Genomic DNA, 23,516 nt, shown 5'->3' on the forward strand with positions numbered 1-23,516 from the left:
CACCGTTCTCCTTCCAAGTAACTCTGGTTTCTTTGTTGTAGTTACACTATAATACGTTTTATAGCCATACAAGTAATTAATATATTTCACAGGAGCTATAGACCACATCTATGACGACAAATTACGAACTATATAAAGTCTTTTATTGGGCCGCCAAAACGGGAAGTTTGACACAGGCTGCGAAAGCACTGTATATCACTCAACCCAGCGTCAGTCATGCCATTAAGCAATTGGAAGAGAGCTTTGGTCTTACCTTGTTTTATCGAAATTCCAAGGGTGTAGCGCTGACACAGGAAGGTGCCAGTCTATACTCCTATATTGAACAATCCCAGATTCTGATCTCACTTGCGGAAGAAAAAATGGCCGCACTGAAGAATCTCGACAATGGTGAACTCCGGATTGGTGGCAGTGACTCCCTGTTCAAGCATTACATGCTGGCGTATCTAGAGGAATTCCACACCTTGTACCCTAACATCAAGCTGCATCTAAGTCATGGAACCACGCCGGAAGTGATTACCTTTCTGAAAGAAGGCAAGATCGATCTTGGTGTTGTTCGGATGCCCATTGTTGATCCACAGCTAGAAGTCAGGGAAAGTATTCAGTTGAAGGACTGTTTTGTAGCTGGGGAACGTTATGCTCAGTTGAAGGGTAAAGTCATGACACTTGAGATGCTTCTCGAGCATCAACTTATCCTCTTCTCCCGGAACAGCCGGGTTCGGATGGCTATTACCGAGTTGTTTAACAGCTATAATTACACGTTGAAACCTGAGATTGAGGTTGGTAGCGTTGATCTGTTGATTGAGTTTGCGCGTCGAGGACTGGGGATCTCCTATGTCACACGTGAGTTCATCTCCAAAGAGCTGGAGGAAGGTTCTCTCTTCGAAATTCAGCTTGATGTCCCGCTCCCCCCTTCCCATGTGGGGATTATGACCAAACGTAATATGCCAATTTCTCTGGCTGCCAACCGGTTTATGGATCTCATTTTCAAATCCTGAGTGATCACAATGTCAAAAGGTACAACAAAGAGCCCACCATCCAGTTATGGATGATGAGGCTCTTTGGCCTGCATCATGTTTGTTTTTATCTAACAATTAAAGACTCACCAGATAGGACGCGTCCAAGATAAGGGCAACCTTACCATTACCGAGGATCGTTGCTCCAGATAGATGGTTCATCGCTCCCAGATACGTACCTAGCGTCTTAATAACGACTTCCTGATTTCCTATAATCTCATCTACTGCGTAAGCTGCAATTTTATCAACGGAACGCACGATCACCAGTGGAATGGTTTTGGATTTACGGTCCGTTCGTGGATAGTTGAGCCTGTCGCACAATCGGTGAAAAGGTACAATTCGTCCATGATTCAGGATCGCTTGCTGTCCCTGGATCATCTGAATATCTTCAGGTGAAATTCGAACAATCTCAGCAACATTATACATCGGCAAGATTAGAACACGACCCGATACTTTGACTAACAGACCTTTAATAATCGCCAAAGTAAGTGGTAGACGAATCGTAAACGTGGTGCCAACACCAACCTCCGTATCAATATCAATGATACCGTTGAGCCGCCCGATCTGGCTACGCACGATGTCCATTCCAACGCCGCGCCCCGATACTTCACTGACAGAAGAAGCTGTGGAGAAACCGGGCTCAAATATGAGATGGACAGCTTCCTGTGTTGTTAGACGTGCAGCCTGTTCCTCACTAATGATACCTTTGCCCAAGGCGGAAGCTTTGATCTTCTCACCATCAATACCTTTGCCATCATCCGAATAACGAATGACAACATGATTTTCTTCATGAAACGAAGTTAATGTAATACGTCCTTTGAACGGTTTACCGTTCTCCGCCCGAACCTCTGCACTTTCAATGCCATGATCTGCACTGTTGCGGATGAGATGGATCAGCGGGTCACTCAATTCTTCAATAATCATCCGGTCAAGCTCAGTCTCTCCACCTTGGATAACCAGTTCCAGATCCTTACCCAGCTTCTGAGAAAGGTCACGAACCAATCTTGGGAAGCGACTGAATAGTTGATCAATGGGTAACATCCGTGTCTTCATTACACCTTCTTGAAGTTCCTTGATCACCCTGCCCATATGATCGGATACACCACTAATACTCTGGATGAGTGTTGAAGACTCCTTACGCGCGCCCGATCCACTAAGATCCGCAAGGGATGTCTGATCAATTAACAGTTCACCGACCAAATTCATCAAATGGTCCAGACGCTCAACATTCACACGAACTGTAGGTTGAGCAGCTTTCACTTTCTCATCCGAGCCAGTTGTATTCACGGTAGGCAAGCTTGGTTTCGTTTGCTCTGTTTCAGAGATTAATTCAAGTGGTGCAGAAGTCGCTGCAACCTCATTGGATTCCAGCAGATATGGATCAATCTCCAGCCTATGAATATCCAAGTCTGAAGACAGCTCTCCCTTAAGCTGCTGTGGGTCCTTCGATGTTGCTACGATGATGATGAACTGACCATATTGATCATCTTCATTCTGCGCGCCCGGTTGGCTCTCCATGAGCGAAGTAGCGATAACCGTACCACAGATGTCCTCAATGCTTTGCCGTAAAATATGATATCTGGCCGCTTTCATCATGCACTTCTGCTCCAGCACAATATGAAGGGACAATAACTGCTTGCCTGATACTATAGCCACCTGTGCCATAACCGATTCTGCTGGTTGCAATTGAGGTACTTTAAGTTGCCCAACTACTGCCGGGGTCTGAATTAAATCCTTTATTTCTCGTACTACCGCTCGAAAGTCCGCATAGGCTTCCCCACGGATGTACTGATCACGAAGCACCTTCATGGCGTCCAAAGAGCGGAACAACGTATCAATTAGCTCCGAAGTCATCTCCGGTTTTTTCTCCCGGACCCATTCAAGAGCATACTCCACTTCATGCGTGAGGTCGCTTAATTCACGAAAATCCATTGTGGATGCCGATCCCTTGATGGTATGGGCTGCCCGAAACAGCGTCTGAACCAGCTCTACAGAAGGCGTAAGCTCCAATGCCAATAAAGACTGATCCATACGTTCCAGTTGATCATTCAGTTCTTCGATAAAGATGTCACGGTAGGCAGACAAATCCATCATTCGTATATACCTCCCTAACCGCCCAATATTTCGTCCAGTTTCAAAATGCCCACAAGCTTGTCTTCCTGTTGACCCACACCATGGAATAAATCTTCACGGTTACGACCATATCCGCCAGTTGGCGGATGTATGTCCGAATATGTGGTTACCTTGTTCACGCGATCCACGATCAAGCCAATATATTCTTCCTGATGTCGAACTACGATAATACGTGTGGCTCTGGTGTCCGGTTCATCCGGCATACCCAGCAGGTTCCGCAGACTCATCACACATACAACCTTGCCACGCAGATTAACTACCCCTTTTATCTCTGGGCGGCTGAATGGGATATCTGTAATGCTGAGCATTTTAATAATTTCGTGAATTTCTTCAATTCGAATGGCACAGGTCTCTGCACCTACAGACAGTTCAATATATTGTTCCTTCTGAAGTGAAGACATCAATTCACCCTCAATTCAATTTTATTAATTTGTTTTGAAGGCCGCTGCCGAATTTGCCAGCTCTTCCGCCAGATGTGCCAAAGACTGGCACGTTGCCGCAGTCTCTTCCGATGCAGCCGCAGATTCTTCACTGGAAGCCGAGATGGATTCAACAGAGCTCATCACCTCTGCGGCTTGGGCTGCTTCTTCTTCACATGCAGCAGCAATTTCGTTTACTTTCTGTGAAGAGTTATTGACCATATCAATGATCTGATCAAAAGCCTGTCCAGTCATGGAAGACTGCTCAACACTGGCTGCTACGGCTTGCACACTTTGTCTCGTATTTTCCTGCATTGCTTTGATGATGGCTGTAATTTCTTTGGTCGCCTCTCCGCTTCGTTCGGCAAGCTTCCGGACTTCATCTGCGACTACAGCGAATCCTCGTCCTTGTTCTCCGGCACGTGCCGCTTCAATAGCAGCATTCAGCGCGAGCAGATTGGTCTGCTCAGCGATATCGTCAATCACTTCAATGATGTCACCGATTTTGCGAGAATCATCTTCAAGCTTGGTCATTTTTGTATTAACAGCTTGCATACCTTCCAATGAAGTCTGTACAACAAGCCCACCTTCACGAGCAGTCTTCACCGTATCGTTGGACAGTTCAGCCGCTTCTTCCGCACTTGCAGCGACGGAGTTAATGGCAAGTGAAAGCTCCTTGAACAATTCGGAGATATTTCCTGCCTCATTGGATTGGCTTGTGCTGGTACTCGCAATTTCCTGTGTGCTTGCTGAGATCTGTTCCGAAGAAGCGGCAACGCTTTGGGAGTTCATCACGATATTGTTGACTAACCCTTTCAGATTGTCGACCATACGATTCAGAGCTGCGGCCAGTTGACCCACTTCATCTTTGCTGGAGATGTCTGACTGGAGAGTCAGATTTCCGTTAGCGACTTCCGTTGCCAGACCCAACATGGCCATGAGTGGCTTGGAAATGGAACGAGAGATAATGTAACCGATCAGAATACTGAAGAGTACAGATGCAACAACCATAACAATTGTAACGGTAAAGGCCGTTGTGTAGGCTTCTTCAGACTTCGTGTTAGCCTGATCTGCCAACGTTACATTAAGATTCACCAGGTCCGCGAGTGTTTTTACAATCTCATCACCAGGTGATTTCAATGTCGATTTCAGGAATTCAATAAAAGCTGCATCATCCTCTGATAGCGCCATAGTGACGCCTTGATCATAAAGTTTCATATAGCTACTGTATTGGGTATCTAACTTACGAAGCAATTCCATTTCTTCCGGGGTAGTCGCAAGAGGACGGTACGTAGCAAGTCGCTCCTCCATGGATTGACGAATCGTGGCAATATTTTCTGTAATTCTGGTCTGTTCTGCTGCTACAGTTTCGAAATTCAAATCACGTACGTTAACTCGTAATCTCTGATAATCAACCTGAGCTGAAGAGAGCTCACGAACTGAGATTAGATTGTTGTTATACATCTCTTGCATTCGTTCATTCGTACTTCTCAATGTTACTACAGAGTAGACGCCAAGCGCCGCAAGGATTATCGACACAATTAAAAACGCTGAGATAATCTTTGTTGCTGTTTTCAAATTCCCAAACCACTTCATGTAATCTCCTCCTAGGCATCGTAGTGTCCAGTTATGTATATAACGCTTGGTAAACCCTTCTCTAGGTCGCGCTCTAGACAACTTACGATCTATTTCGACATAAATATATTAAAACTGAATAGGAGATTTTTATTTCTATAAATTTGCACTATTATGAATTTTTATTTCAGATATAAAGAATCTTCTTTTTAATATAAATTATACTTTTTACCTATTAAATTTCATTTTCCATTTACATACATACGTATAATCTAAATTCTGCATTGACTTATACTTACATCTCCATATAAAATTTCATGTGACATGATCTTCTTATATTTACATAAGAAGTTGTATAGTTCATACGTATAACAAATATCATTTTCCATGCAAAAAAATGATGTGTTTCGCTGTACACACTCAACATTTCAAGACTTAAGTCTAATAAAATCTCACCCATTCTGAGTCTATTTTCCCATAAAAAAAACCAAACCCGAATCAACAAAGTTTGGTTTTGAAGCGATAAAATATACTTTAAATTAATATAAAACCCGTTTAAAATTAATTAATTATGTGTTATATAACTGCTCCAGTTCAATTAAGCGAACCTTGATCCTATGCGGAATAATACCAAACAGATTATCCCACGTCATGAACATCTCCGGTTTTAGTAGATATTCTTCAAACTCCATGGTAGGTACAAACGCTTTGGTCTGCAGATAACGCTCTACCTGAGCATTGATCTGTTCATTCGTTTCAAAATAATCTTGAAACAACTCATTCACAAGTAGCCCATCACATCCAGCTTCGGCACCTGCTGCACTATACAGGTTTGGCAGTAACTCAAATACAACCGGAAGTGGCGAGAAAGCATGTTTGCCAGGCTGCGAGTACAGACATACATGACGTCCAATCACATTGACCCGTTCCTTCAACAATCCGCGCAGCACCTTCCCATGAAAGCTGGCTTCACAGTCTACTACCTCTCCGTCATGACCCACATAAACCCATACATGTTCCATTTCATACAGATGTCCAATCTCATAATCCCACCAGATTGCATATTCAATTACATATTGTACTGCCTCGGTCGGAAACTTAATGTCTCTTCTGAACGATGGTGAAGGCCCAGATTGATGCAACACAGAAATGCCAACAAAATCAGGATAAAAGGGTTCGGCTCTGTCAAACATCAAAATCGGTGCATAACTCATTGCAGTTTCAAGCGTATTCAGTTCTGATATGTTCATTCATGAGTCCTCCGTTTTGTTGGATGTTCATACTATATTAACAGAGAACGTAACACACTGACTCAGGCTTTTAAATTATTTTCTAATATAATGTCAATCCCTTGGACTTCATACAATTATTACATCGACACATCAAAAAGCCTGCAACTGTTATTCTCCAGTTACAGGCTTTGTACTTTGATCATGAATAAGGAAGCTTGAATTAAGACTCCTGTTTATTGGATGGTGACACGGACGTCTTGGAGGGTGAAGTCGATTGATCAGAAACCTGCGTATCACACCCTATTGGAGGGCCCAGAATCGCATCATTTTTAATAGAAGCAACAGCTCTCGCATATGCCTCCTCATCCAAACAGTACGCACGGTGAGCCACCTCCGGCGGTGTAGCTGCCAAGAAATCCGCTCCAAACACAATTTCAGGCGTTGGTTGATCGAAGATTGTTAATAAATATACATCATCTGTCTCAGCGACAAACCAGTGAAACCAGCCTTTCGGAAATACCACAACTTGCCCTGGTTTCAGACGATATGTCAATCGTTCACGCGTAAACGGATTAAAGACTGATGCTGTAACTTCACCGGTGATGACAACAACCATCTCCGTGACATTGGTGTGCCAGTGCGGCTGCACGATGATTCCTTTGCTTAAGTACACGTTGAAGAACCCATTCGCAATGGTCGGCAGTTGTTCTCCAAACAACTGGGTTACATAGTTGCGTGAATCCCTCTGATGATTGACAACCGCATTGGAATCGGCTGCCAGCGGAACATTCGGGGCTTGCAAAATCGGATTTATCATACGATCATTTCTCCTCCTTGGGCATACATCTCATTGTTGTACTGTATGCCGGAGAATAGAAAGATAATACCGTTGACACATGTTATATAGTGTTTTAATCCTGAACTTTAGGTTGCTTGGCATCATGTATAAACAAACTAAACTTGACCAGGGAATCTGCCTCCAGCTGCAATGCCTTGAGGTGATATGTGATCGATCTGGTTCATCTCATCATCCGTAAGCGAAACCTGCAGCGCTCCTAAGTTCTCATGAACTCTATCCAGGTTGCGAGTCCCCGGGATCGGAACGATATGTTCTCCCTTTCCAAGCAACCAGGCCAGAGCAAGTTGAGAGACTGTACATCCTTTTTGCTTAGCCATCTCTTGAATCAAGCCAACTACCTCCAGATTTTTCTGAAAGTTCTCACCTTGGAAACGTGGATAGTGACGACGATAATCATCTTCCGGCAGATCTTCTATTGAACGGATCTGACCTGTCAGGAAGCCACGTCCCAATGGGCTGTATGGAACCAAGCCAATGTTCAATTCATGCAGGATAGGCATAATCTCATCCTCAAGCTCTCGACTCCATAATGAATATTCGGTCTGTAACGCTGTAATTGGATGAACAGCATGTGCACGCCGAATGATCTCTACTGGCGCTTCGGACAAACCAATATATCGAATCTTCCCCTGTTGAACCAGATCGGCAAGTGTGCCTACCGTCTCTTCAATGGGTGTATTCGGATCAGGACGATGTTGATAATACAGATCGATATAATCCATTCCCAGACTGTAGAGACTCGCATCTACTGATTTTTTGATGTAGGCTGGATCTCCCTTGGGGCCCTGCGTGTGTGTTATACCAAATTTGGTGGCAACGATTGCCTTGGATCTTCGACCTTGAAGTGCGCGCCCAAGCAGTTTTTCATTCCCTCCAAATTGCTGTTTTTCATACGCTCCGTACAGATCCGCCGTATCAAACATGGTAACTCCTGCATCTAGCGCGCCCTGAATGGTATGTACCGATTCGTCATTATCTGGCATCATCATTACACCCAGGCCGAGCGCAGATATTTGTAATTTATCATTTCCCAGTGTTCTTGTTTTGAGCATGTGGCTCCCTCTTTTCATCTTGAAATAGAAACGTCAACTAGATACGTATGAACTTGAGTTCATTCTATTTCACTCCCGAGATCCCAACCACACTCTATTTATGCTAGTAAAGAAATTACCAGTTTGATCAATTTTCTATATGGCAACAGGAACGTAAATACAACAATGAATGCCTGATTGGCTGTTCAGATTATTCATGGAAAAAATATCATATGCATGCACAACGCCATCTGCCCGATCTGTCGTTTCAAGCAGGACACGATTGACTTGTTTGAACTCAACTTGGTGCAGGTTCCAGATCGTTCGGAAGTCCACACTTTCTTCACTTAATTGTTTCACGATTCTGCTAAATTCGGGGTCGCTCGTATACTTGTCATAATAAGTACGGAATACCGCTACCGAGTGCCGCGCGAATTCCTCCCAGTTGTGCATACGCTCCCTGAGCGCTGTATCCAGAAATAAAATCCGCATCATTAAACGCTCATTCACATTCATCGACGAGAAGTTGAAGAGGTTCGTATCTGCAGCTTCATTCCAGGCAAGTACCTCAGAACGTTCATTGGTAATAAAGGAAGGATGGGTCAACTGACCAATAATACTCTGCCAACCTGGCTCCAGTTGCGAATACGAAGCAAGGAATTCATGTTCCGTATTAGGGTCCCATAAGTCAAACAGATGACTCTTCTCTTCCGGGGTTAAACGGAGCGCATCCGCTATACTCTGCATCACTTCACGTGAAGCCGCCAACTCCCTGCCCTGTTCGAGCCATGTGTAATACGTTGCACTGACACCAGCCAACACCGCTACTTCTTCCCGCCGTAGACCGGGTGTTCTCCGCTGTCCATAAGATCCTGACAAGCCAACTTGTTCCGGTTGAATGCGGCTTCTCCGTGATTTCAAAAACTCACCCAGTTTTTTGTTACGGCTCATACCTGTATCCATAGACATCGTTCCTTTTTATAAAAGTATTCAAGCCTATTCGACTCTATCCCAAAATGGTAGTCTCTGAATGACTTTGACATAATTCATCTATTATTAGTTCTACAGAGTACTTCGTTTACAAGTAGCTTAGCATCGAATGGTGCAGAACAAAAGGAACATCCATGATCCCCGGAGTTGGTGATGTGTACTGTGTGGACGGTCACGGAGCAGGAATGCGAACATTTGCTGTTTATTTACCTCTCCAATCCGTATTGTCTTCAAGTTTTGATGACTATTTCATCAAGTGAACGGCAAGCAATTGCGCTATGATTGTCCAATTAACTTTAAAAAGGCCCGATGGTCGACAAATGCAAATGGAACGAAGCAGAAAACACGCTGCTTCGTTCCATTTGAACAATCGGTATAACAAGTTCTCCTCTCCTTCATTGGATGGAAAACACTTCTTTTTTCAATAATTCTTCTGGCGTCTGCCCTATCACATCACTGTGAAAATAATCGCGTATAACTCCATCTTGAAGATAGTTGGCAATCGACACCATAATCATCCCTTGATCCAGTGCCAGATAAGCTTTTGCAAGTTCTCCCGTTTCAACATTGACTGAGTCATAGAACCCATGTTTGCCAAACATTTTGAAGCTCTTTAAAGCTTTAATGTTCTTTCGAACAGCTTCTGGGGCATAATCCAGAGCAAGGAATGTTGCGTGTGCTGTTACCGTTGCTCCATCTTTGTAACCTGAGGTACCTAACGGCGTTGCTGCAAACTCACTGTAACCTGTCGGAGTGGCAGAAGGTGAGAAGCCCCATGCGGCATACCCTTTTTCTTTGGCGTATTCGATCTGCAATTCGACATGACGCTGATTGTTCAATCCCAAAGCTTGAGTACCCAGGTCTTTTTCCTTTATGACCATACCGGGCATAAGAGCTTCAAACATGCTGCCTCCCCAGCTTGGTACGAACTTTTTATCCTTGTATACATAACTTCCTTCAAACACATCCACTCCATCGTACTTAACGGATTTGCCTTGAGGAATCTGAGCTTGCCAATCCCATTCTTGAGGTAATGTGCGATACATCTTCCACCAATGATCTTGAGGAACGTCACCTTTCCCAATAGCAATATAGCTGCCTACACGTGGTTCCGTATAAAACATCCCATAATGGTGGTCCGTCAGCGCTCCTTTAGCCACATCATAACCGCCGCGGAATTGGCCGACTTCAGGATCATATAGCGGAGTATAATTCATATTTGTAACCAACTTGCTTGTTTCCCCATGAAGTTCTTCATAGGCTTGCCCAACAACAATTAAACCAGCGGATAACCAGCCATTATCGACTTGGGAAATAAATTGGCCCCAATCTTTCTTCACCGAACCGTCATCTGTGTTATACCAGTTATAAAATAGACCGTTCCACTTTTCTAACTTCTCGAGGGAATTTATAGTCGTTTGCAGGCGATGTACAGCTTCTTTCTTCGAAATAATGCCCAATTGTTGCGCTGAAACGGTACTCATCATATACATTGCGATGTTTGTGGGCGAGGTACGTTTAGCTTCTTCTGTCTCGTTTTCAGTGTGCCGTACTTCATCGTAAGTCAAGCCAGTGTTCTGATCCGTATAGTCCTCAAAAAACGTATAGGTCTTATATGCAATCGCTTTCAATTCTGCTCGAAATCCAATTAAATGGTTTGAGTTACCTGCTGAAGCCATAGGAGTTAAAGCTAGATTAGCTAATAGACAAAAAGTTAAAATGAAGCTGAATTGTTTTACTTTTTTCATGATTTTCTCCCTTCAAATGGATTCGAAACGTTTCGTGTATATGTTATCATAATTTTCCCATTTCCGTAAACAAGAAAATAGAACGCTTACAAGCGCTGAATATAATATGGATTATTAATAAATGTGAATTCGAAACGTTTCATTAAAGGGACCACATTAAGGCAACTCACGTGGAATTATATGACGATTTGATCGTTTGAGAGTCTTTTAGAGATTCTAAATTGAAGAGATAAAAAGCCTGACTCCATAGGAATCAGGCTTAATCCTTCTCGTATCCATTCTGAACCGTTCTAAGTTGCTACAACTGTTGTTCCACAATACTCGCAATCCGTTGATTGCTTAGGAAGCACTTTTGCCTTCGCCCCACACCCCGGGCAACTCACTGAAACAGGCCTTTGTGGCTCTTCAACTTTTTCATCGGCTTTCTCTTCAGTGTTTTCCTTATCTGAAAAATTGATCTCTGTATAGTTAATTGTATTATGACTACTGTAACTCACGGTGTTGCTATTGTAACTTGAATAAGTATGCGGATTCACATTTTCGCGATCAAGATGACCTCCATAGTCTCCTCCATAAAACTTTCGTTCCGGGACACGTTTTTTCCTAAGCAATTTAATACCAAAATATAAAAACAAAAATTCAACGATCATAAATCCAGCCATAGCAATGAGATTTTTAGTACCTCTGAAATTATTTGCATTAAACATGGCAATCGGGATCGCAATGGCATAAAACATAAAAAAGAGTCCAAATAACTTCCTTAACAACACGATTCCTCCTTAAAACATCACACTACACCTAGCTGTGTATATTACAAGTATCCGTAAAAGAAGTCATTGAGTCAGCTATGCAGTTTAAGAGATCCTCATTGTCGTTCCACAATACTCACAATCCGCAGACAAAGTAGGATATACCTTTACCTTGGCCCCACACCCTGAACAATTCACGGCTACAGATTCTTGAAGTTCATCTTTCTCTTCATATTTCTCATTATGCTGATCTTCGTAATATTGATTATCATTAGAATTGTGATGGTATTGATCAGTGTTAGAACGAGATTTAGGTCGACCACACATTTTAATTCCCGTAACAAGTACGATAACCCCTGGTATAAAAAACACAATTGTACTAAAAATGGCCATCTCCGTTCCTTCAGACAGCATGATTAAAGAGAACAGGATCGTCAGACACGAAATGATAATTAATATAATTCCAAAAAATCTTTTCACGGCATTTCCTCCTGCAATTTATGATTTGCTTGTCATAATCTGTTGATTGCGCTCTTTCAAACGGAACCTTAACTGGGATAGTTGCGAAGCAAAACGTTCACTATTTACCAATTCCCCTGCTTCGTACTGATTTGCAAGCTCACTGTTCATCAACTCAATGTCCAGCAAGATCTGGCGGTCATTTTTCTCAAGGGAATCCGGAGTGATTGGGTCACTATACTTTACAAGTTCAATTAATGACTGAACGGTTTTGCGCTCCTCTTCCACAGTTAGGACGGAATGTTGCACCATGGTATGAAGCAATTGCTGTAAGGCTTTTTCGATTAATTGTAAGTTTGCGATTTTTGTATGTTCATCTGTTTCATGACGGCGCGCACTCTGAATATAGATCATAATGATTCCGCACAAAATAATTGCGATCGCAATCGTTACCGTGTGTAACAATACGAACCAACGAAGCGCATGATCTGCTGAACCTGTTAACAACGTGTAGATCATCACACAAATCAGATAAATAACCAATACTACACCTAACGCTGTGTAACCTGGAACAAACCGTTTAAACCGATCCATATTTTGCATGATGAACCGTGCGTAGATCCAAATTGCCGTAATCGCTACATAAGAAGCAACAAGATTCATCCAAAAAGAAAACGATAGAAGCGCATGATTAAACACCGTAAAAGAAACGATTGACGATACTAACATGCATATCAAATAGACGACATCCAAAATCAAGAGATTGCTCCGTTTTACCATCACTATGCCTGTCCTCCTTCTTGCAGATTGTTTCCGCAATCGAGACAGAACTTCTGGCCGGGTTTTACTTCATGTTGGCACCGACTACATTTCAAGCTTAAACTTGTGCCACAGTTGCCACAGAATTTTGTATGACCGGAATTCATATGGTTACAGTTAGGGCATGGGCTAGGCATCGGTTGATGACATTGGATACATTCCAATGCGTTCTCCGCATTATCCGCCCCACATGATGGACATGCATGGTATTTGTCACCACAGTTAGGACAGAATTTGGTTCCCTGTGGCAAGGCATGTCCACAATTGTTACAATCAGTTGTCGCTGCGGATTTTTCAGCTAATGAATTGCCACATTTGCTGCAAAAAGCGCTGTTCTCCTGGTTCGGATGATGACACTGCTTACATATACTTACTGCAGGCGTTTCCTTCGTAGACATCACTTTAGACATCTGGGACATCTCGCCACTGAAAGAACCCCCTAGACCAACTCCCATCCCCATACCAAGCCCTGCGCCCATGATGTCTGACTGCATGCTTCCTTCATTCTTCGCTGCACCTTCAAGCGTATCAAACGAACGTTCTTGCTGATATGTGTACCCAATAATATCCATCTCAGCTTTGCGTGCCAACGCTTCTCTTAATCGAATGACGGAAGGGTCTTCTTCAGGCAGATTAACATTGTGAATATACAGGTTGATTAACTCAATACCAAATTCTTCAAAAGTAGAAGCTACCGTATCTGCAAAATGTCGTGATATCTCGGCGATATATGCATTGATCTCCAAAACACTTACTTTTCTATGTATTAGATATGATGACAACATGGAGTTAATATTCATGATAATCAACCCACGGAAGTAATTAATCATATTAGCTTGGTTAAATTCAGGCAGTGTTCCCACAAGCTTGACCAAAAATTTTCGTGAATCCGAGATTTTAATTCCCATTTGTCCAAATGTTCTTACGGGAACAATAATATTATACTTGGGATCCTGGATCTGAATCGGATTCGCCGTTCCCCATTTAACGTCCAATGCGCTTACTTGATTGACATACCATACTTCTGCTGCAAAAGGTGACTTTCCTCCGAACGGAAGGTTAACGAGACGGTTCAAGATTGGGATATTCGCAGTACTCAGCGTATGCCTTCCGGGTCCAAACATATCAAGCGCTCTTCCATCCTTGAAAAGAATTGCTTGTTGAGATTGATTCACAATTAACTGAGTCCATGTTCCCAGTTCAGTCTCGGGATGTTTCCAAGCAAATACATCAGGTGAGCCATCATACTTAATTACGTCAATAATCGCCATGTTTAATTCCTCAATTCAGTATTAGATTACTATAATTTACTATAAAGTTCTTTTGCTAAAACACTGATTCTACATTATTTCCTATATTTAATTATTTTTCATCTACTTGTTCCATGTTTAGGCATTCATATTTTACCATTTCTAACCTTAATACGCACTAACATAGTTCATTTATCATATGATATTTTTCCTATATTGGCATGTTTATATTAGTAAAAACCTCTTCCATATCTTCATAGGAAAGAGGTAACTATATAACCACATGTTGTGAAAAATCAAGATATTAGCTTGAGGATCCACTCTCGATCATAATCAACGTCCCAATTTTGAAACCACTGGCAAAAGCCTCTTTTGAATGCATAGAGTGAACTTGATCTGTCATATCTAATAGTTCCTCCAACTGTTTAAAGTCATCCTCCGAAAGCTCTCTCTTGAATTTTTCGATATAAGCTGTAATCTCCTTATGAATAGATCGATACTCCGAATCTTTAGGAACAATATTCTCCTCTGGTCTCAGGTTACCGTAATATAATTCTTCTATTATATTTCCCACATCACAGCCCCCTTTCTCTTATAAATGTCTTGTGCTCTTCTCATGACAATTATATAAGTTTGTCAGACAATGCTGGGGATTTATGCAATATTCGCATGTGATTCTTATAGCTTTCATAGGATATCGCATTTTGCATGCTTGCGCTGACATAATAATGTAGCGCTTGTTGAGCCCTACCTCGGGAGTATGCTAAGATAATGGACACCCATTTCTACAAATCCTATAACAAATCAACCGCACAGAAAGGACACTATGAATCCTTCATCACTGTCATCCAAGTTACAACAGATCATTCCACCGCTGGATCTGCGTAGCTGCCTCGTCAGCGTGCGCGGTGAGATTATGTACGAACACTACCGCAACCAAGAGGCTGCGACTGATATTGCAAAAATCAATTCATGTACCAAGAGTGTGCTATCCGCCCTCATCTGTATAGCGATGGATAAAGGTTTGTTGCCAGAGGCATCGGCCCCAATCTCTACTTTTTTCCCACAGTTGACATCCGATCCTGACCCGCGCAAACCAGCGATCACGCTGGAACAACTGCTTACCATGACAGCCGGATTCAACTGGGATGAGTTCGGCGGGCAGAATTCATTCCCTCGCATGACCCGCACCGATCATTGGGTGGATTTTGCGTTGGAACAACGCCTAAGCCATGTACCCGGTACATATATGGAGTACAACTCAGGAGTATCACAGATCCTATCCGCCATCCTGATGCAAAATGCAGGTATGAACGTAGCCGAGTTCGCGGAACGTTATCTTTTTGGCCCGTTGGGAATTAAGGAATATGAATGGGAAAGCGACCCACAAGGTGTTCATACTGGCGGATTCGGTCTTAAAATGTTACCCATAGATCTGCTGAAATTCGGTCAGCTGTTTCTACAGCAAGGTATGTGGGAGGGTGAGTCTCTCATTTCAAGTGATCTCGTTTCCCGTTCGACACAACCTTTCATTACAGTCACTCCACCGAATCGCGGCAGTTATGCTTGGCATTGGTGGGTGGATGTCTATCCGAACGAAAGGTCTGACTCCGAAAATATTGCTGCTGAAGACGACAAACCCAATCTCCATTATTATTACGCGCGAGGATTTGGTGGTCAGTATGTATATATTGTCCCAGAGCTCGAACTTGTTACGGTGTTAACCAATGACAAACGAAAGAAAGAGAAACCTCCGCTGGATGTTTTTCCTCGATTAATCGCCCCTGAGCTATGGAAAATGTTATAAACGGAGAACAATCCTTCTATCCTGTTTGACAATGAACCCCCAACCTTGTGGCCATAACCAGCCCATAGGTTGAGGGTTTATTCGTCATGCCAAAGCTTCTTCTATAGCAATTGTTATTGGATAAGGACCAGACTCTTGATTAGAGAGCACAACCAGTTGTAGATCATAGTCCGGATACACGGAAGACATGAACGACACACCTGGATCGAACCCCATAACATGAAATTTGAAAATGTCTTCCCCCTTGCGGTCAATCCAGATACCCTGCCCATAGTACTCTTCATCCTCTTGATGAGCATGTGGAGTTAATAACTGCTGTGTCGTCTCTTCATTTAACAATTGGTGACCCAGTAAAGCATCCCAGAATCGAATCATATCCGGTGCCGTAACATAGGCTCCACCATCTGATCCACCTTTGACAGGAATGGAGAACATATTAGTGTTCCAAGAGCCATCTTCATGATCGATATACCCTAAAGCTGTGTTACGCGGAAGCTGATCTGTTAAGAAATAACCGGAGTCCTTCATGCCACACCTTTTGAAAATGTGCTCCTCCACATAATCTGTAAACGACAGTCCTGAATGTTGCTCCACGATAAGCCCCAACACAATGAAACCCGCATTATTGTAATGAAAACGTTCACCCGGCTCAGACTTCATTGGCAAATGTTGAAACATGGGCAGAAAGTCACTTAATCGCCGCATCGCGTAAACGGGTCTGTCTTTCCATAATTCTGAAAAGTCTTCCATCACTTCTTCATCGAAATAATCCGGAATGCCTGACGTGTGTGTTAACAACTGTTGAATGGTAATTCCTTCGTTCCATAGTGGAAACTCCACATCCAATACATCCGTAAGCTTGGAATCAGCAGACAATTTACCCGCTTCAATTAGTTGGCATATACTCACTGCCGTGAAAATCTTACATCCTGATGCAATTCCAAAGCGTGTGTCCACCTGATTGGCAAGCTCTTCACTGCGATTCGCATAACCACGTTTCATATTCAAAAGGGTTTTCCCGGCTTGCTGGAGTAATACAACACCCGAAAAATTCACGCGTTCCATGACTTCTTCCACTTTTGTTGTCAGCTCTACTGCATTCAACATTTTGTTGTTCACCTGCTTGTCTATGTATTTATTACTTTCTCATTCTTAATTCTTCGTCATATCCTGCATACCTGCCAAATTTTCATAAAAAGAAGGATTACTCCTTATAAAAGGAAATAACCCTTCTTCAGACAACGTAAGATTAAGTTTGACATAGCATGCTCAAATGCTGATCAATCACTTGTTCCACTCGTTTTACCGTAAGTCTATCTGGCTGCATTAACATATGAATGGCGAGTCCATCCACAAGAGCATATAACTTCTCTATCTCCATCTCAGCATCCAGTTCAGGATGTGTCATCCCCTGCTTCTGCAACTCCTCTATCACCCATTGAACCGATCGATACATCCCCTGATGCATCTGATCACTTAACTTTTTTAATTCGGGGTACACCAATAATTTGGCTGTAAACGAAAACCAGACCTCCATTTCCATCATTCTGTCTTCGTCCAACGGGAGAAATTGCAAGAGCAGATTCTTCATATCCAGCAGTACAGATCCACTCATCTGTAATGCCTCCACCCTTTTCTGTACCCGTTCTGCAAAAAGATTCATGCAAAAGGTGAACAATTCGGCCTGTGTGGCAAAATAATGACGCATGGAACCTACAGATAGTCCCGCTTCCTTTGCTATATTCCGAACGGTAGCATGCTCAAGTCCATGCTCTTGAATGACCCGGATTGCTGCATCAGCAACGATTTTCCTTTGAGCTTCATGATCTACGATTTTTGGCATGACAACATTATACAACAAACTTCTCTTTTTGTAATACACTGTGCTATAATCTTTTTAATACATTGTACTAAAATATAAAAACAGCTGTAGGAGAGGAATTCATAAGATCATGCATACAACTACCCCAGCCTCAAAAAGCAAGAAATTCAGGTTTTCCATCTTCATAATAAGGTTATTCTGCACAATGCTACTACTGATCGGTGCCGCATTCCTCTATGAGTGGTTTGCTTCGTCGCAGGCCAAAAAGGACTTTCCACCTCCAGGTACGTTAGTTCAAGTCGGCGGTTACCAACTACACATTCATAAACAAGGCAATGGTTCACCGACCATACTTATGGAGGCTGGAAGTGGTGAGACCAGTTTGTCGTGGAGGGACATTCCTGCGGAACTAGCCCAACATGCAACGGTGGTCACGTATGATCGCGCAGGATATGCCTGGAGTGAATCTGCACCTACAGAACGTACAGGTGCAAATATCGTCAAAGATTTACATGCAGCTCTGGAGAAGGAGAACATACGCGGCCCTTACGTTATGGTAGGTCATTCACTTGGGGGGATGTATGCCAGACTCTTTGCACAGACCTATTCAAATGAGGTTCAGAGCCTTGTCCTCATTGATGCGAGACCTGAGGATGATGAACAGAATACAAAGGCTCTGTTGGAACAGGCTCAGTTTCAGGGAAACCCGCCTGCCTCCTTGTTATCTTTACTGAAGGTATCTGGAGCTTTCAGATTATTTCCAGACTTTATGCTTGATGGTCTGGTTGCCAAGCAAGATCGGGATACCTTTGTTAATGTGATTGCTACCCCTTCCTATTTTCACGCCAAAGAAGAAGAAGCCCTCCTCGCCCATTCAACAGAAGATGCCATTCGTGGCCAAAGTCTTGGATCAATCCCTGTACGTATCATTGCACGAGGACGTCCTCAAGACTATGCTAGTGCAGGGATTTCGATTGACATTGGGCAGAAGCTCGAATCCATATGGCAATCGGGACAACGGAACATGTTGAATATATCGAAGGATAGTCAGCTCATTGTGGCCACCCGCAGTGGGCATATGATTATTCACGATGAACCTGAACTGGTTGTGAAAACAATCCTTGAGCTAATCTCTGATAAGTAGAGGTATTTTTCTTCAGAACATCCTCCGCTCGATCCAATGTTAAAGGGCTGTTCCAATAGCCATGTGTATGACTTGGAACAGCCCTTCAAGCAATGTACATTAAGATTAGATCTAATAAGTTCGGCTTTTTTAAAAAATATGTTAGCGTAACGCTTGCAGGTCCGACTCTGGACTCCCTGCACTATTCTTCATTTCACGGGGAGACCTCGTATTGATCAGATAATACAATGTGACATAGATTGTAGTGATAAACGTGCCAAAAAACAGGCAAAACGCCAGAGACGGGCGGCTTACACTCTCGTGCATCAGTTCAATCAGCGTCTCGCGATTCGTCAGTGCATCCCAGCTATTCAGTCGATATACACGTCCAAGCAATACCCCGTAACTTCCCAAAGCACAGCCTGCCAGTACAAAGATCCAGGATGCCCAGCGCCCAATTCGGTGAAAGATCACTTCCTGAAGCTGATACATCGACAGGAATCCAAGCAGAAGTCCAGTCCAGACAAACATTAATACAACACTCAAGTCGTACCAATACGTGTAGTCCACTCCGTTCCCACCATAATACCGGGAACTCCTCGCTGTCAGATGAACCAGATCCGTAACAATATAAGAGGAGTTCGGGAAAAACAACAACCACAGCAGACCACTTGCGACTGCAAGCCATGCGGCACCTTTCCATTTCACATTACTTAGAAGATAGGCTGCATAAGAGAACACAAAAGGAATCCAGCCCAAGAACAGATTCCAGATCAGGAAGCGGAAATAACGCTGATCCAGCCAATCTGCGGCTACATAGTACAACCCAAGCGTTACTATTGTGACCACACTAAGGAAAATAAATATGCGAATATAATTCAGTTTTCTCAATGATTCTGACCTCACTTGGTAAAATTCAATTAGTTTCGAAAATAGCGGATGATTTCTTCCTTATTCTTTTCAACACGCAAATTCAATCCACGCTTATCCTTTAATCCATACTGTTGTAATTCATGGCCTGGATCAATCACCAACGGTTTAGTTGCCACATCGACCAGCAAGTCCATCGTCAATTGATAGGTTTCCCGTAACTTGTCCATCGACAGAGAGGATTCATACCGTTTAATCAGCTCAATCAGACGTTCAGCATACACGAGACGAACCATACTGTCCGCACTCTTCAATTGTCTTGAAGCAAATGCAGTAATTGCCGTAACAATTGTCGGTTCTGTCCGATGTTTGGCAATCAAAGCAAGTTCATCCACCGCATCCCAATTCATGATAGACAGCTCGGAACTTAATTGTTGAATTCGCTCCCCTATCCATTGTTCCTCTAACTCTTGGGGTACGTCCCATCGCTTATAGTCTGCATACACGCCTTCTCGATGCATCTGTATAGCGCTCCCGTAATGTTTGACGAACAAATCCTTTGCTACACTCCAATGGGTCTCTTCCATCTTTCTTTAACCACCACCATACCTGTTCCTATTTGTGCTTACGCTTTTATCCATACACAATACATAAATTTACTACTCTCCAAGCATACTAGAATCATACCATTTACCAAAGGAGAATCAAATTTACAATGAATCCAAATTCCATGAACCCTCAGAATTTAGTACAACCCACATTAAATGCTAATCCAAATGTCACCCCTAACATGAATCATGGCGGCCATGAGATGTTCGATGTGCATGAGATTCTGTCCTCCACCATTAACGTGCTGGATCAATACATGATCTTTCGTACATTTGTGCAGAGCCAGGAACTGATTGGCATTCTGGACCGGCAGTACAATTTCATCTTATCCCAGTACAATCTGACAGCAGAGTGTTTTGCATCCGGACAGAAGCCTCATGAAGAGACGGCAACCTACATGATCCCCAACATCGTACCACCGGTATATGGCCTTAAGCCATCAGCACCGAAAAAGCCAAATCAGAGCTTGGCTGATGTAAAGGATGCCGGCATTAGCGGTCATATGCTGGGACTGATCAAATCACATGCCAGTCTGCTCGGCATGACCTGCAACGAGATCACAAATGGAACGGTTCGCCGAGTCGTCGCTTCGCAGATCCAGCATTTTATCGAGATGGCCTATGAAATTTTCATGTTCCAGAATAAAAACGCCTATTATCAAGTACCTCAACTCACTCCAAGTGATACACAACAGATGCTTCAGGCATACATTCCAGCAACCGGAGCACCTCAGATGCCTATTAACAATAAACCACTTCATTAATTAGAAAATAAAATCCGCTTCCCCAGAACAGTCTCTTCAACCCATGCGGGTTTTAGGGGCTGTTCTTTAATGATTTGTACTCATTTTCCTACTGAAGACACTTGATTCGCTTACCAGAAACTGGTTTAATCAAAGACAAACCCGTACATATTCAACATACGGATCATACATATAAAATACGGTGAAATGCGGTTATACGAGAATTCAAATGGCTTTTTCTTCATTATGGGGAGGTATACAAATGAGATGGAATCAACCTGCTAAACTGGGTTTACTGGCTATGGCTCTCGGCTGTACTGCCATTGGCGCAATAATCACACCTTCAACAACACTAGCTGCACCTGTTCCCGCTTCCAAAGCGGTGTATCATCAATTCCAAGCCTATCGAACAGAAGCAGTAAAGTCCACAGAAAGTCTGGTTAAAGCGCGTAAATACTTGATGAATCATATCGATAAAGTCGACCCTTGGCAGGCCACACTAATGACACTGCAATTGGAGAACATGCAGAACGTGAAATTGGCTGATATGGATCACCAAATGTATACGGAACAATTTCAGCAGGCCATATCTCAAGCCCATGAACAACTTGGTTACGAACAGAAGCTTACATATAGTCGTCTGCTCAAAGAAATTAAAGATCCGACCGTGAAGAAACTTTTGCAGGAAGCTTCAGATCTCGGGTTCAAACTGGAAACCAGTGAAGGCTTGTATTACCCCATCATCAATTATGAGATATATCAAAAGTTCAAACCTTTTGTTAAGGCTGATATTGCTGCATACATTGATATTATGGCTACCGAGTCCAACCAAATGACAACTTCAGATGGGGGCATTATCATCTCTTGGAACGAATTAATCCAGCGTGCATTGGAGAAAGAAGCCTTTTTGAACAACTATCCGAATTCCAATCGCACATCAGCAGTGAAGCAAGGGTTATTTGTGGATTATCTCTTTTACGGAAGTGACAACACGCCTGCTTATGATTGGTACACGGATGAAGAAATCCGCACCATGGACCCTGAGGTGAAACAGGCTTACGAGAAAACTTTGGCTTACCGGGAGCACAATACGCAGAGTCTTCTTCTGGACACTATGGAAAAGATTTTACTGGTCCTCAATCAGAACAATGATGAGCTTACACCTGAAGTCAGAGCAATCATTGAACCTGTTCAACAACAATTTGCCCGTGAATGATCGGATGCTGAATCGCAAAATGTGAATGCCAAAAAAGCGGCAGTCCTCGAGACAGAGGTTGCCGCTTTTAAGTTTACATATCAAGTCCCTACGTTTGGATCAAAGAGTTGAAGTGTCTATTGATGTAAGTTTGTTCGGATTTACAACGAGATACACGCCCTCAATCCGCTCTCCGGAAGCGTCCAACTCCAAACAGAGTACCTCGGACAACTGCCCTTCTTTCATCAATGCGAGTTGAAGCTCGCCATTGATCCACATGGGTACCCATTCTCTTTCACGCAATCGCGTAAGGACACGCCGTGAGGTCAGGAGTGCAAGCACACCTTTGTGCACGTTCATTGTTCTCATAACCGTATGCACAACGCCACCTCCATCTGCTGTAAATACAGGCTGATCCGCCAGTAACTCGAGCATGGCAGAGATGTCATAACGAAGGAATGCCGTTGTAAAACGGCTCAGCAATTCACCTTTGGCTATCATATCCGCATCACTCTGCTCGATCGGTGGTAGTCTTTCGGGCAGATTTCGTCTGGCACGGCTAAAGATTTGACGGCAGTTACTCTCCGTTTTGCCCAGCCAATCCGCTATTTCGGCATAATCATATCGGAACGCTTCACGAAGGACAAAAACAGCCCTCTCCATGGGCGATAGACGCTCCAACATGACCAGATAGGCGTAGGAAATCAGTTCTTTTTTCTCCATCGTTTCCTCTGGCATGTTCGCCTCTACACTGTCACCTATCGGCTCTGGCAGCCACTCACCAACATAACTTTCCCGCTGATTACGCGCGGAATTTAGCAGATTTAAGCTTCGGTTCACGACCAATCTGGCGATGTAGGACTTGGGATTTCGAATATCCTGAGCAGACGTGCTCTGAATCCCCGCAAAACAATCCTGCACAATATCTTCAGCTTCTACCACACTACCCAACATGCGGTAAGCTATTGAAAATGCATATTCTTTATAACGAATATACAACTCACCAACATCCAGAGAAGACACTTCTGGCTCATTGGCGTGGAGATTGGAATTCATAAGAAGCCTCCTCTG

23 protein-coding genes are annotated in these 23,516 nt (G+C 43.2%); 5 read left to right on the forward strand and 18 right to left on the reverse strand.

From position 1 onward, the window contains the following. Positions 1-110 precede the first annotated feature (110 nt). Positions 111-995 carry a LysR family transcriptional regulator gene (locus NST33_RS19105; protein ID WP_036672843.1) on the forward strand — a complete coding sequence of 295 codons (885 nt, stop codon included), beginning with the start codon at positions 111-113 and terminating at the stop codon, positions 993-995. 96 nt (positions 996-1,091) lie between these two features. Here NST33_RS19105 and NST33_RS19110 read toward each other — a convergent pair whose 3' ends face one another. The 13 genes from NST33_RS19110 to NST33_RS19170 all read right to left on the reverse strand — a co-directional run bounded on the left by NST33_RS19110 (position 1,092) and on the right by NST33_RS19170 (position 14,851). Next, a complete protein-coding gene (locus tag NST33_RS19110; protein WP_339304725.1) occupies positions 1,092-3,107 on the reverse strand; it encodes a chemotaxis protein CheA in 2,016 nt (671 codons plus the stop codon). Positions 3,108-3,121: 14 nt separating this feature from the next. Next, positions 3,122-3,547, reverse strand: coding sequence for a chemotaxis protein CheW (locus tag NST33_RS19115; protein WP_221820509.1), 426 nt, complete (start codon positions 3,545-3,547; stop codon positions 3,122-3,124). 24 nt (positions 3,548-3,571) lie between these two features. Beyond that, a complete protein-coding gene (locus NST33_RS19120; RefSeq protein ID WP_339304727.1) occupies positions 3,572-5,161 on the reverse strand; it encodes a methyl-accepting chemotaxis protein in 1,590 nt (529 codons plus the stop codon). A gap of 548 nt (positions 5,162-5,709) precedes the next feature. Beyond that, entirely contained in the window at positions 5,710-6,390 is a 681-nt protein-coding gene (locus NST33_RS19125; protein ID WP_221820504.1) for a hypothetical protein, read from the reverse strand. Positions 6,391-6,592: 202 nt separating this feature from the next. After that, entirely contained in the window at positions 6,593-7,189 is a 597-nt protein-coding gene (locus NST33_RS19130; protein WP_221820503.1) for a cupin domain-containing protein, read from the reverse strand. A 137-nt stretch (positions 7,190-7,326) separates the two neighbouring features. Next, positions 7,327-8,283 carry an aldo/keto reductase gene (locus tag NST33_RS19135; RefSeq protein ID WP_260632696.1) on the reverse strand — a complete coding sequence of 319 codons (957 nt, stop codon included), beginning with the start codon at positions 8,281-8,283 and terminating at the stop codon, positions 7,327-7,329. Between the two features lie 135 nt (positions 8,284-8,418). Then, complete coding sequence (locus tag NST33_RS19140) at positions 8,419-9,213, reverse strand: helix-turn-helix transcriptional regulator (RefSeq protein ID WP_339304729.1); 795 nt, start codon at positions 9,211-9,213, stop codon at positions 8,419-8,421. Positions 9,214-9,647: 434 nt separating this feature from the next. Further along, entirely contained in the window at positions 9,648-11,000 is a 1,353-nt protein-coding gene (locus NST33_RS19145) for a glucoamylase family protein (protein WP_221820497.1), read from the reverse strand. Positions 11,001-11,290: 290 nt separating this feature from the next. Continuing rightward, positions 11,291-11,767: a hypothetical protein gene (locus NST33_RS19150; RefSeq protein WP_221820495.1), complete on the reverse strand. Its 477-nt coding sequence runs from the start codon at positions 11,765-11,767 to the stop codon at positions 11,291-11,293. A gap of 87 nt (positions 11,768-11,854) precedes the next feature. Then, on the reverse strand, positions 11,855-12,229 hold the full coding sequence (locus NST33_RS19155) for a hypothetical protein (protein ID WP_221820493.1): 375 nt from the start codon (positions 12,227-12,229) through the stop codon (positions 11,855-11,857). An 18-nt stretch (positions 12,230-12,247) separates the two neighbouring features. Beyond that, entirely contained in the window at positions 12,248-12,937 is a 690-nt protein-coding gene (locus NST33_RS19160) for a hypothetical protein (protein WP_339304731.1), read from the reverse strand. Positions 12,938-12,990: 53 nt separating this feature from the next. After that, complete coding sequence (locus NST33_RS19165) at positions 12,991-14,298, reverse strand: SPFH domain-containing protein (protein WP_221820489.1); 1,308 nt, start codon at positions 14,296-14,298, stop codon at positions 12,991-12,993. Between the two features lie 283 nt (positions 14,299-14,581). After that, the gene (locus NST33_RS19170) at positions 14,582-14,851 is read right to left on the reverse strand and encodes a DUF6809 family protein (RefSeq protein WP_339304734.1); all 270 of its coding nucleotides are present in this window, start codon (positions 14,849-14,851) and stop codon (positions 14,582-14,584) included. A 252-nt stretch (positions 14,852-15,103) separates the two neighbouring features. Here NST33_RS19170 and NST33_RS19175 point away from each other — a divergent pair, with 252 nt between their 5' ends. After that, positions 15,104-16,084: a serine hydrolase gene (locus NST33_RS19175; protein ID WP_221820486.1), complete on the forward strand. Its 981-nt coding sequence runs from the start codon at positions 15,104-15,106 to the stop codon at positions 16,082-16,084. 84 nt (positions 16,085-16,168) lie between these two features. Here NST33_RS19175 and NST33_RS19180 read toward each other — a convergent pair whose 3' ends face one another. Together NST33_RS19180 and NST33_RS19185 are read right to left on the reverse strand one after the other, a co-directional pair. Beyond that, positions 16,169-17,191 (reverse strand): serine hydrolase, encoded by a 1,023-nt coding sequence (locus tag NST33_RS19180; protein ID WP_221820484.1) that lies wholly within the window; start codon positions 17,189-17,191, stop codon positions 16,169-16,171. Between the two features lie 142 nt (positions 17,192-17,333). Further along, positions 17,334-17,927 carry a TetR/AcrR family transcriptional regulator gene (locus NST33_RS19185; protein ID WP_221820482.1) on the reverse strand — a complete coding sequence of 198 codons (594 nt, stop codon included), beginning with the start codon at positions 17,925-17,927 and terminating at the stop codon, positions 17,334-17,336. Positions 17,928-18,111: 184 nt separating this feature from the next. Between NST33_RS19185 and NST33_RS19190 the strand changes: the two genes are divergently transcribed. Further along, positions 18,112-19,050 carry an alpha/beta hydrolase gene (locus NST33_RS19190; RefSeq protein ID WP_221820480.1) on the forward strand — a complete coding sequence of 313 codons (939 nt, stop codon included), beginning with the start codon at positions 18,112-18,114 and terminating at the stop codon, positions 19,048-19,050. Between the two features lie 141 nt (positions 19,051-19,191). Here the strand turns inward: NST33_RS19190 and NST33_RS19195 are convergent, their stop codons facing one another. Beyond that, positions 19,192-19,920 carry a DUF1361 domain-containing protein gene (locus tag NST33_RS19195; protein WP_221820478.1) on the reverse strand — a complete coding sequence of 243 codons (729 nt, stop codon included), beginning with the start codon at positions 19,918-19,920 and terminating at the stop codon, positions 19,192-19,194. A gap of 29 nt (positions 19,921-19,949) precedes the next feature. Then, positions 19,950-20,486, reverse strand: coding sequence for a hypothetical protein (locus NST33_RS19200; RefSeq protein WP_339304738.1), 537 nt, complete (start codon positions 20,484-20,486; stop codon positions 19,950-19,952). A gap of 203 nt (positions 20,487-20,689) precedes the next feature. Here NST33_RS19200 and NST33_RS19205 point away from each other — a divergent pair, with 203 nt between their 5' ends. Beyond that, a complete protein-coding gene (locus NST33_RS19205) occupies positions 20,690-21,271 on the forward strand; it encodes a spore coat protein (RefSeq protein ID WP_237175732.1) in 582 nt (193 codons plus the stop codon). Positions 21,272-21,512: 241 nt separating this feature from the next. Then, complete coding sequence (locus NST33_RS19210; protein ID WP_221820472.1) at positions 21,513-22,466, forward strand: hypothetical protein; 954 nt, start codon at positions 21,513-21,515, stop codon at positions 22,464-22,466. A gap of 99 nt (positions 22,467-22,565) precedes the next feature. On the opposite strand, the gene NST33_RS19215 is transcribed toward NST33_RS19210, so the two are convergent. Next, positions 22,566-23,501 (reverse strand): sigma-70 family RNA polymerase sigma factor, encoded by a 936-nt coding sequence (locus NST33_RS19215; RefSeq protein ID WP_221820471.1) that lies wholly within the window; start codon positions 23,499-23,501, stop codon positions 22,566-22,568. Positions 23,502-23,516: the final 15 nt, after the last annotated feature.

This window comes from Paenibacillus sp. FSL L8-0435 (genome assembly GCF_037965655.1).
In the GTDB taxonomy this organism is placed as follows: domain Bacteria; phylum Bacillota; class Bacilli; order Paenibacillales; family Paenibacillaceae; genus Paenibacillus.

What these genes read in the sequence shown, in the direction of transcription:
- NST33_RS19105 (WP_036672843.1), top strand. Translation starts at nt 111, where the DNA reads ATGACGACAAATTACGAACTATATAAAGTCTTTTATTGGGCCGCCAAA.
- NST33_RS19110 (WP_339304725.1), bottom strand. Translation starts at nt 3,107, where the DNA reads ATGATGGATTTGTCTGCCTACCGTGACATCTTTATCGAAGAACTGAAT.
- NST33_RS19115 (WP_221820509.1), bottom strand. Translation starts at nt 3,547, where the DNA reads ATGTCTTCACTTCAGAAGGAACAATATATTGAACTGTCTGTAGGTGCA.
- NST33_RS19120 (WP_339304727.1), bottom strand. Translation starts at nt 5,161, where the DNA reads ATGAAGTGGTTTGGGAATTTGAAAACAGCAACAAAGATTATCTCAGCG.
- NST33_RS19125 (WP_221820504.1), bottom strand. Translation starts at nt 6,390, where the DNA reads ATGAACATATCAGAACTGAATACGCTTGAAACTGCAATGAGTTATGCA.
- NST33_RS19130 (WP_221820503.1), bottom strand. Translation starts at nt 7,189, where the DNA reads ATGATAAATCCGATTTTGCAAGCCCCGAATGTTCCGCTGGCAGCCGAT.
- NST33_RS19135 (WP_260632696.1), bottom strand. Translation starts at nt 8,283, where the DNA reads ATGCTCAAAACAAGAACACTGGGAAATGATAAATTACAAATATCTGCG.
- NST33_RS19140 (WP_339304729.1), bottom strand. Translation starts at nt 9,213, where the DNA reads ATGAGCCGTAACAAAAAACTGGGTGAGTTTTTGAAATCACGGAGAAGC.
- NST33_RS19145 (WP_221820497.1), bottom strand. Translation starts at nt 11,000, where the DNA reads ATGAAAAAAGTAAAACAATTCAGCTTCATTTTAACTTTTTGTCTATTA.
- NST33_RS19160 (WP_339304731.1), bottom strand. Translation starts at nt 12,937, where the DNA reads ATGTTAGTATCGTCAATCGTTTCTTTTACGGTGTTTAATCATGCGCTT.
- NST33_RS19165 (WP_221820489.1), bottom strand. Translation starts at nt 14,298, where the DNA reads ATGGCGATTATTGACGTAATTAAGTATGATGGCTCACCTGATGTATTT.
- NST33_RS19175 (WP_221820486.1), top strand. Translation starts at nt 15,104, where the DNA reads ATGAATCCTTCATCACTGTCATCCAAGTTACAACAGATCATTCCACCG.
- NST33_RS19180 (WP_221820484.1), bottom strand. Translation starts at nt 17,191, where the DNA reads ATGTTGAATGCAGTAGAGCTGACAACAAAAGTGGAAGAAGTCATGGAA.
- NST33_RS19185 (WP_221820482.1), bottom strand. Translation starts at nt 17,927, where the DNA reads ATGCCAAAAATCGTAGATCATGAAGCTCAAAGGAAAATCGTTGCTGAT.
- NST33_RS19190 (WP_221820480.1), top strand. Translation starts at nt 18,112, where the DNA reads ATGCTACTACTGATCGGTGCCGCATTCCTCTATGAGTGGTTTGCTTCG.
- NST33_RS19200 (WP_339304738.1), bottom strand. Translation starts at nt 20,486, where the DNA reads ATGGAAGAGACCCATTGGAGTGTAGCAAAGGATTTGTTCGTCAAACAT.
- NST33_RS19205 (WP_237175732.1), top strand. Translation starts at nt 20,690, where the DNA reads ATGAATCATGGCGGCCATGAGATGTTCGATGTGCATGAGATTCTGTCC.
- NST33_RS19210 (WP_221820472.1), top strand. Translation starts at nt 21,513, where the DNA reads ATGAGATGGAATCAACCTGCTAAACTGGGTTTACTGGCTATGGCTCTC.
- NST33_RS19215 (WP_221820471.1), bottom strand. Translation starts at nt 23,501, where the DNA reads ATGAATTCCAATCTCCACGCCAATGAGCCAGAAGTGTCTTCTCTGGAT.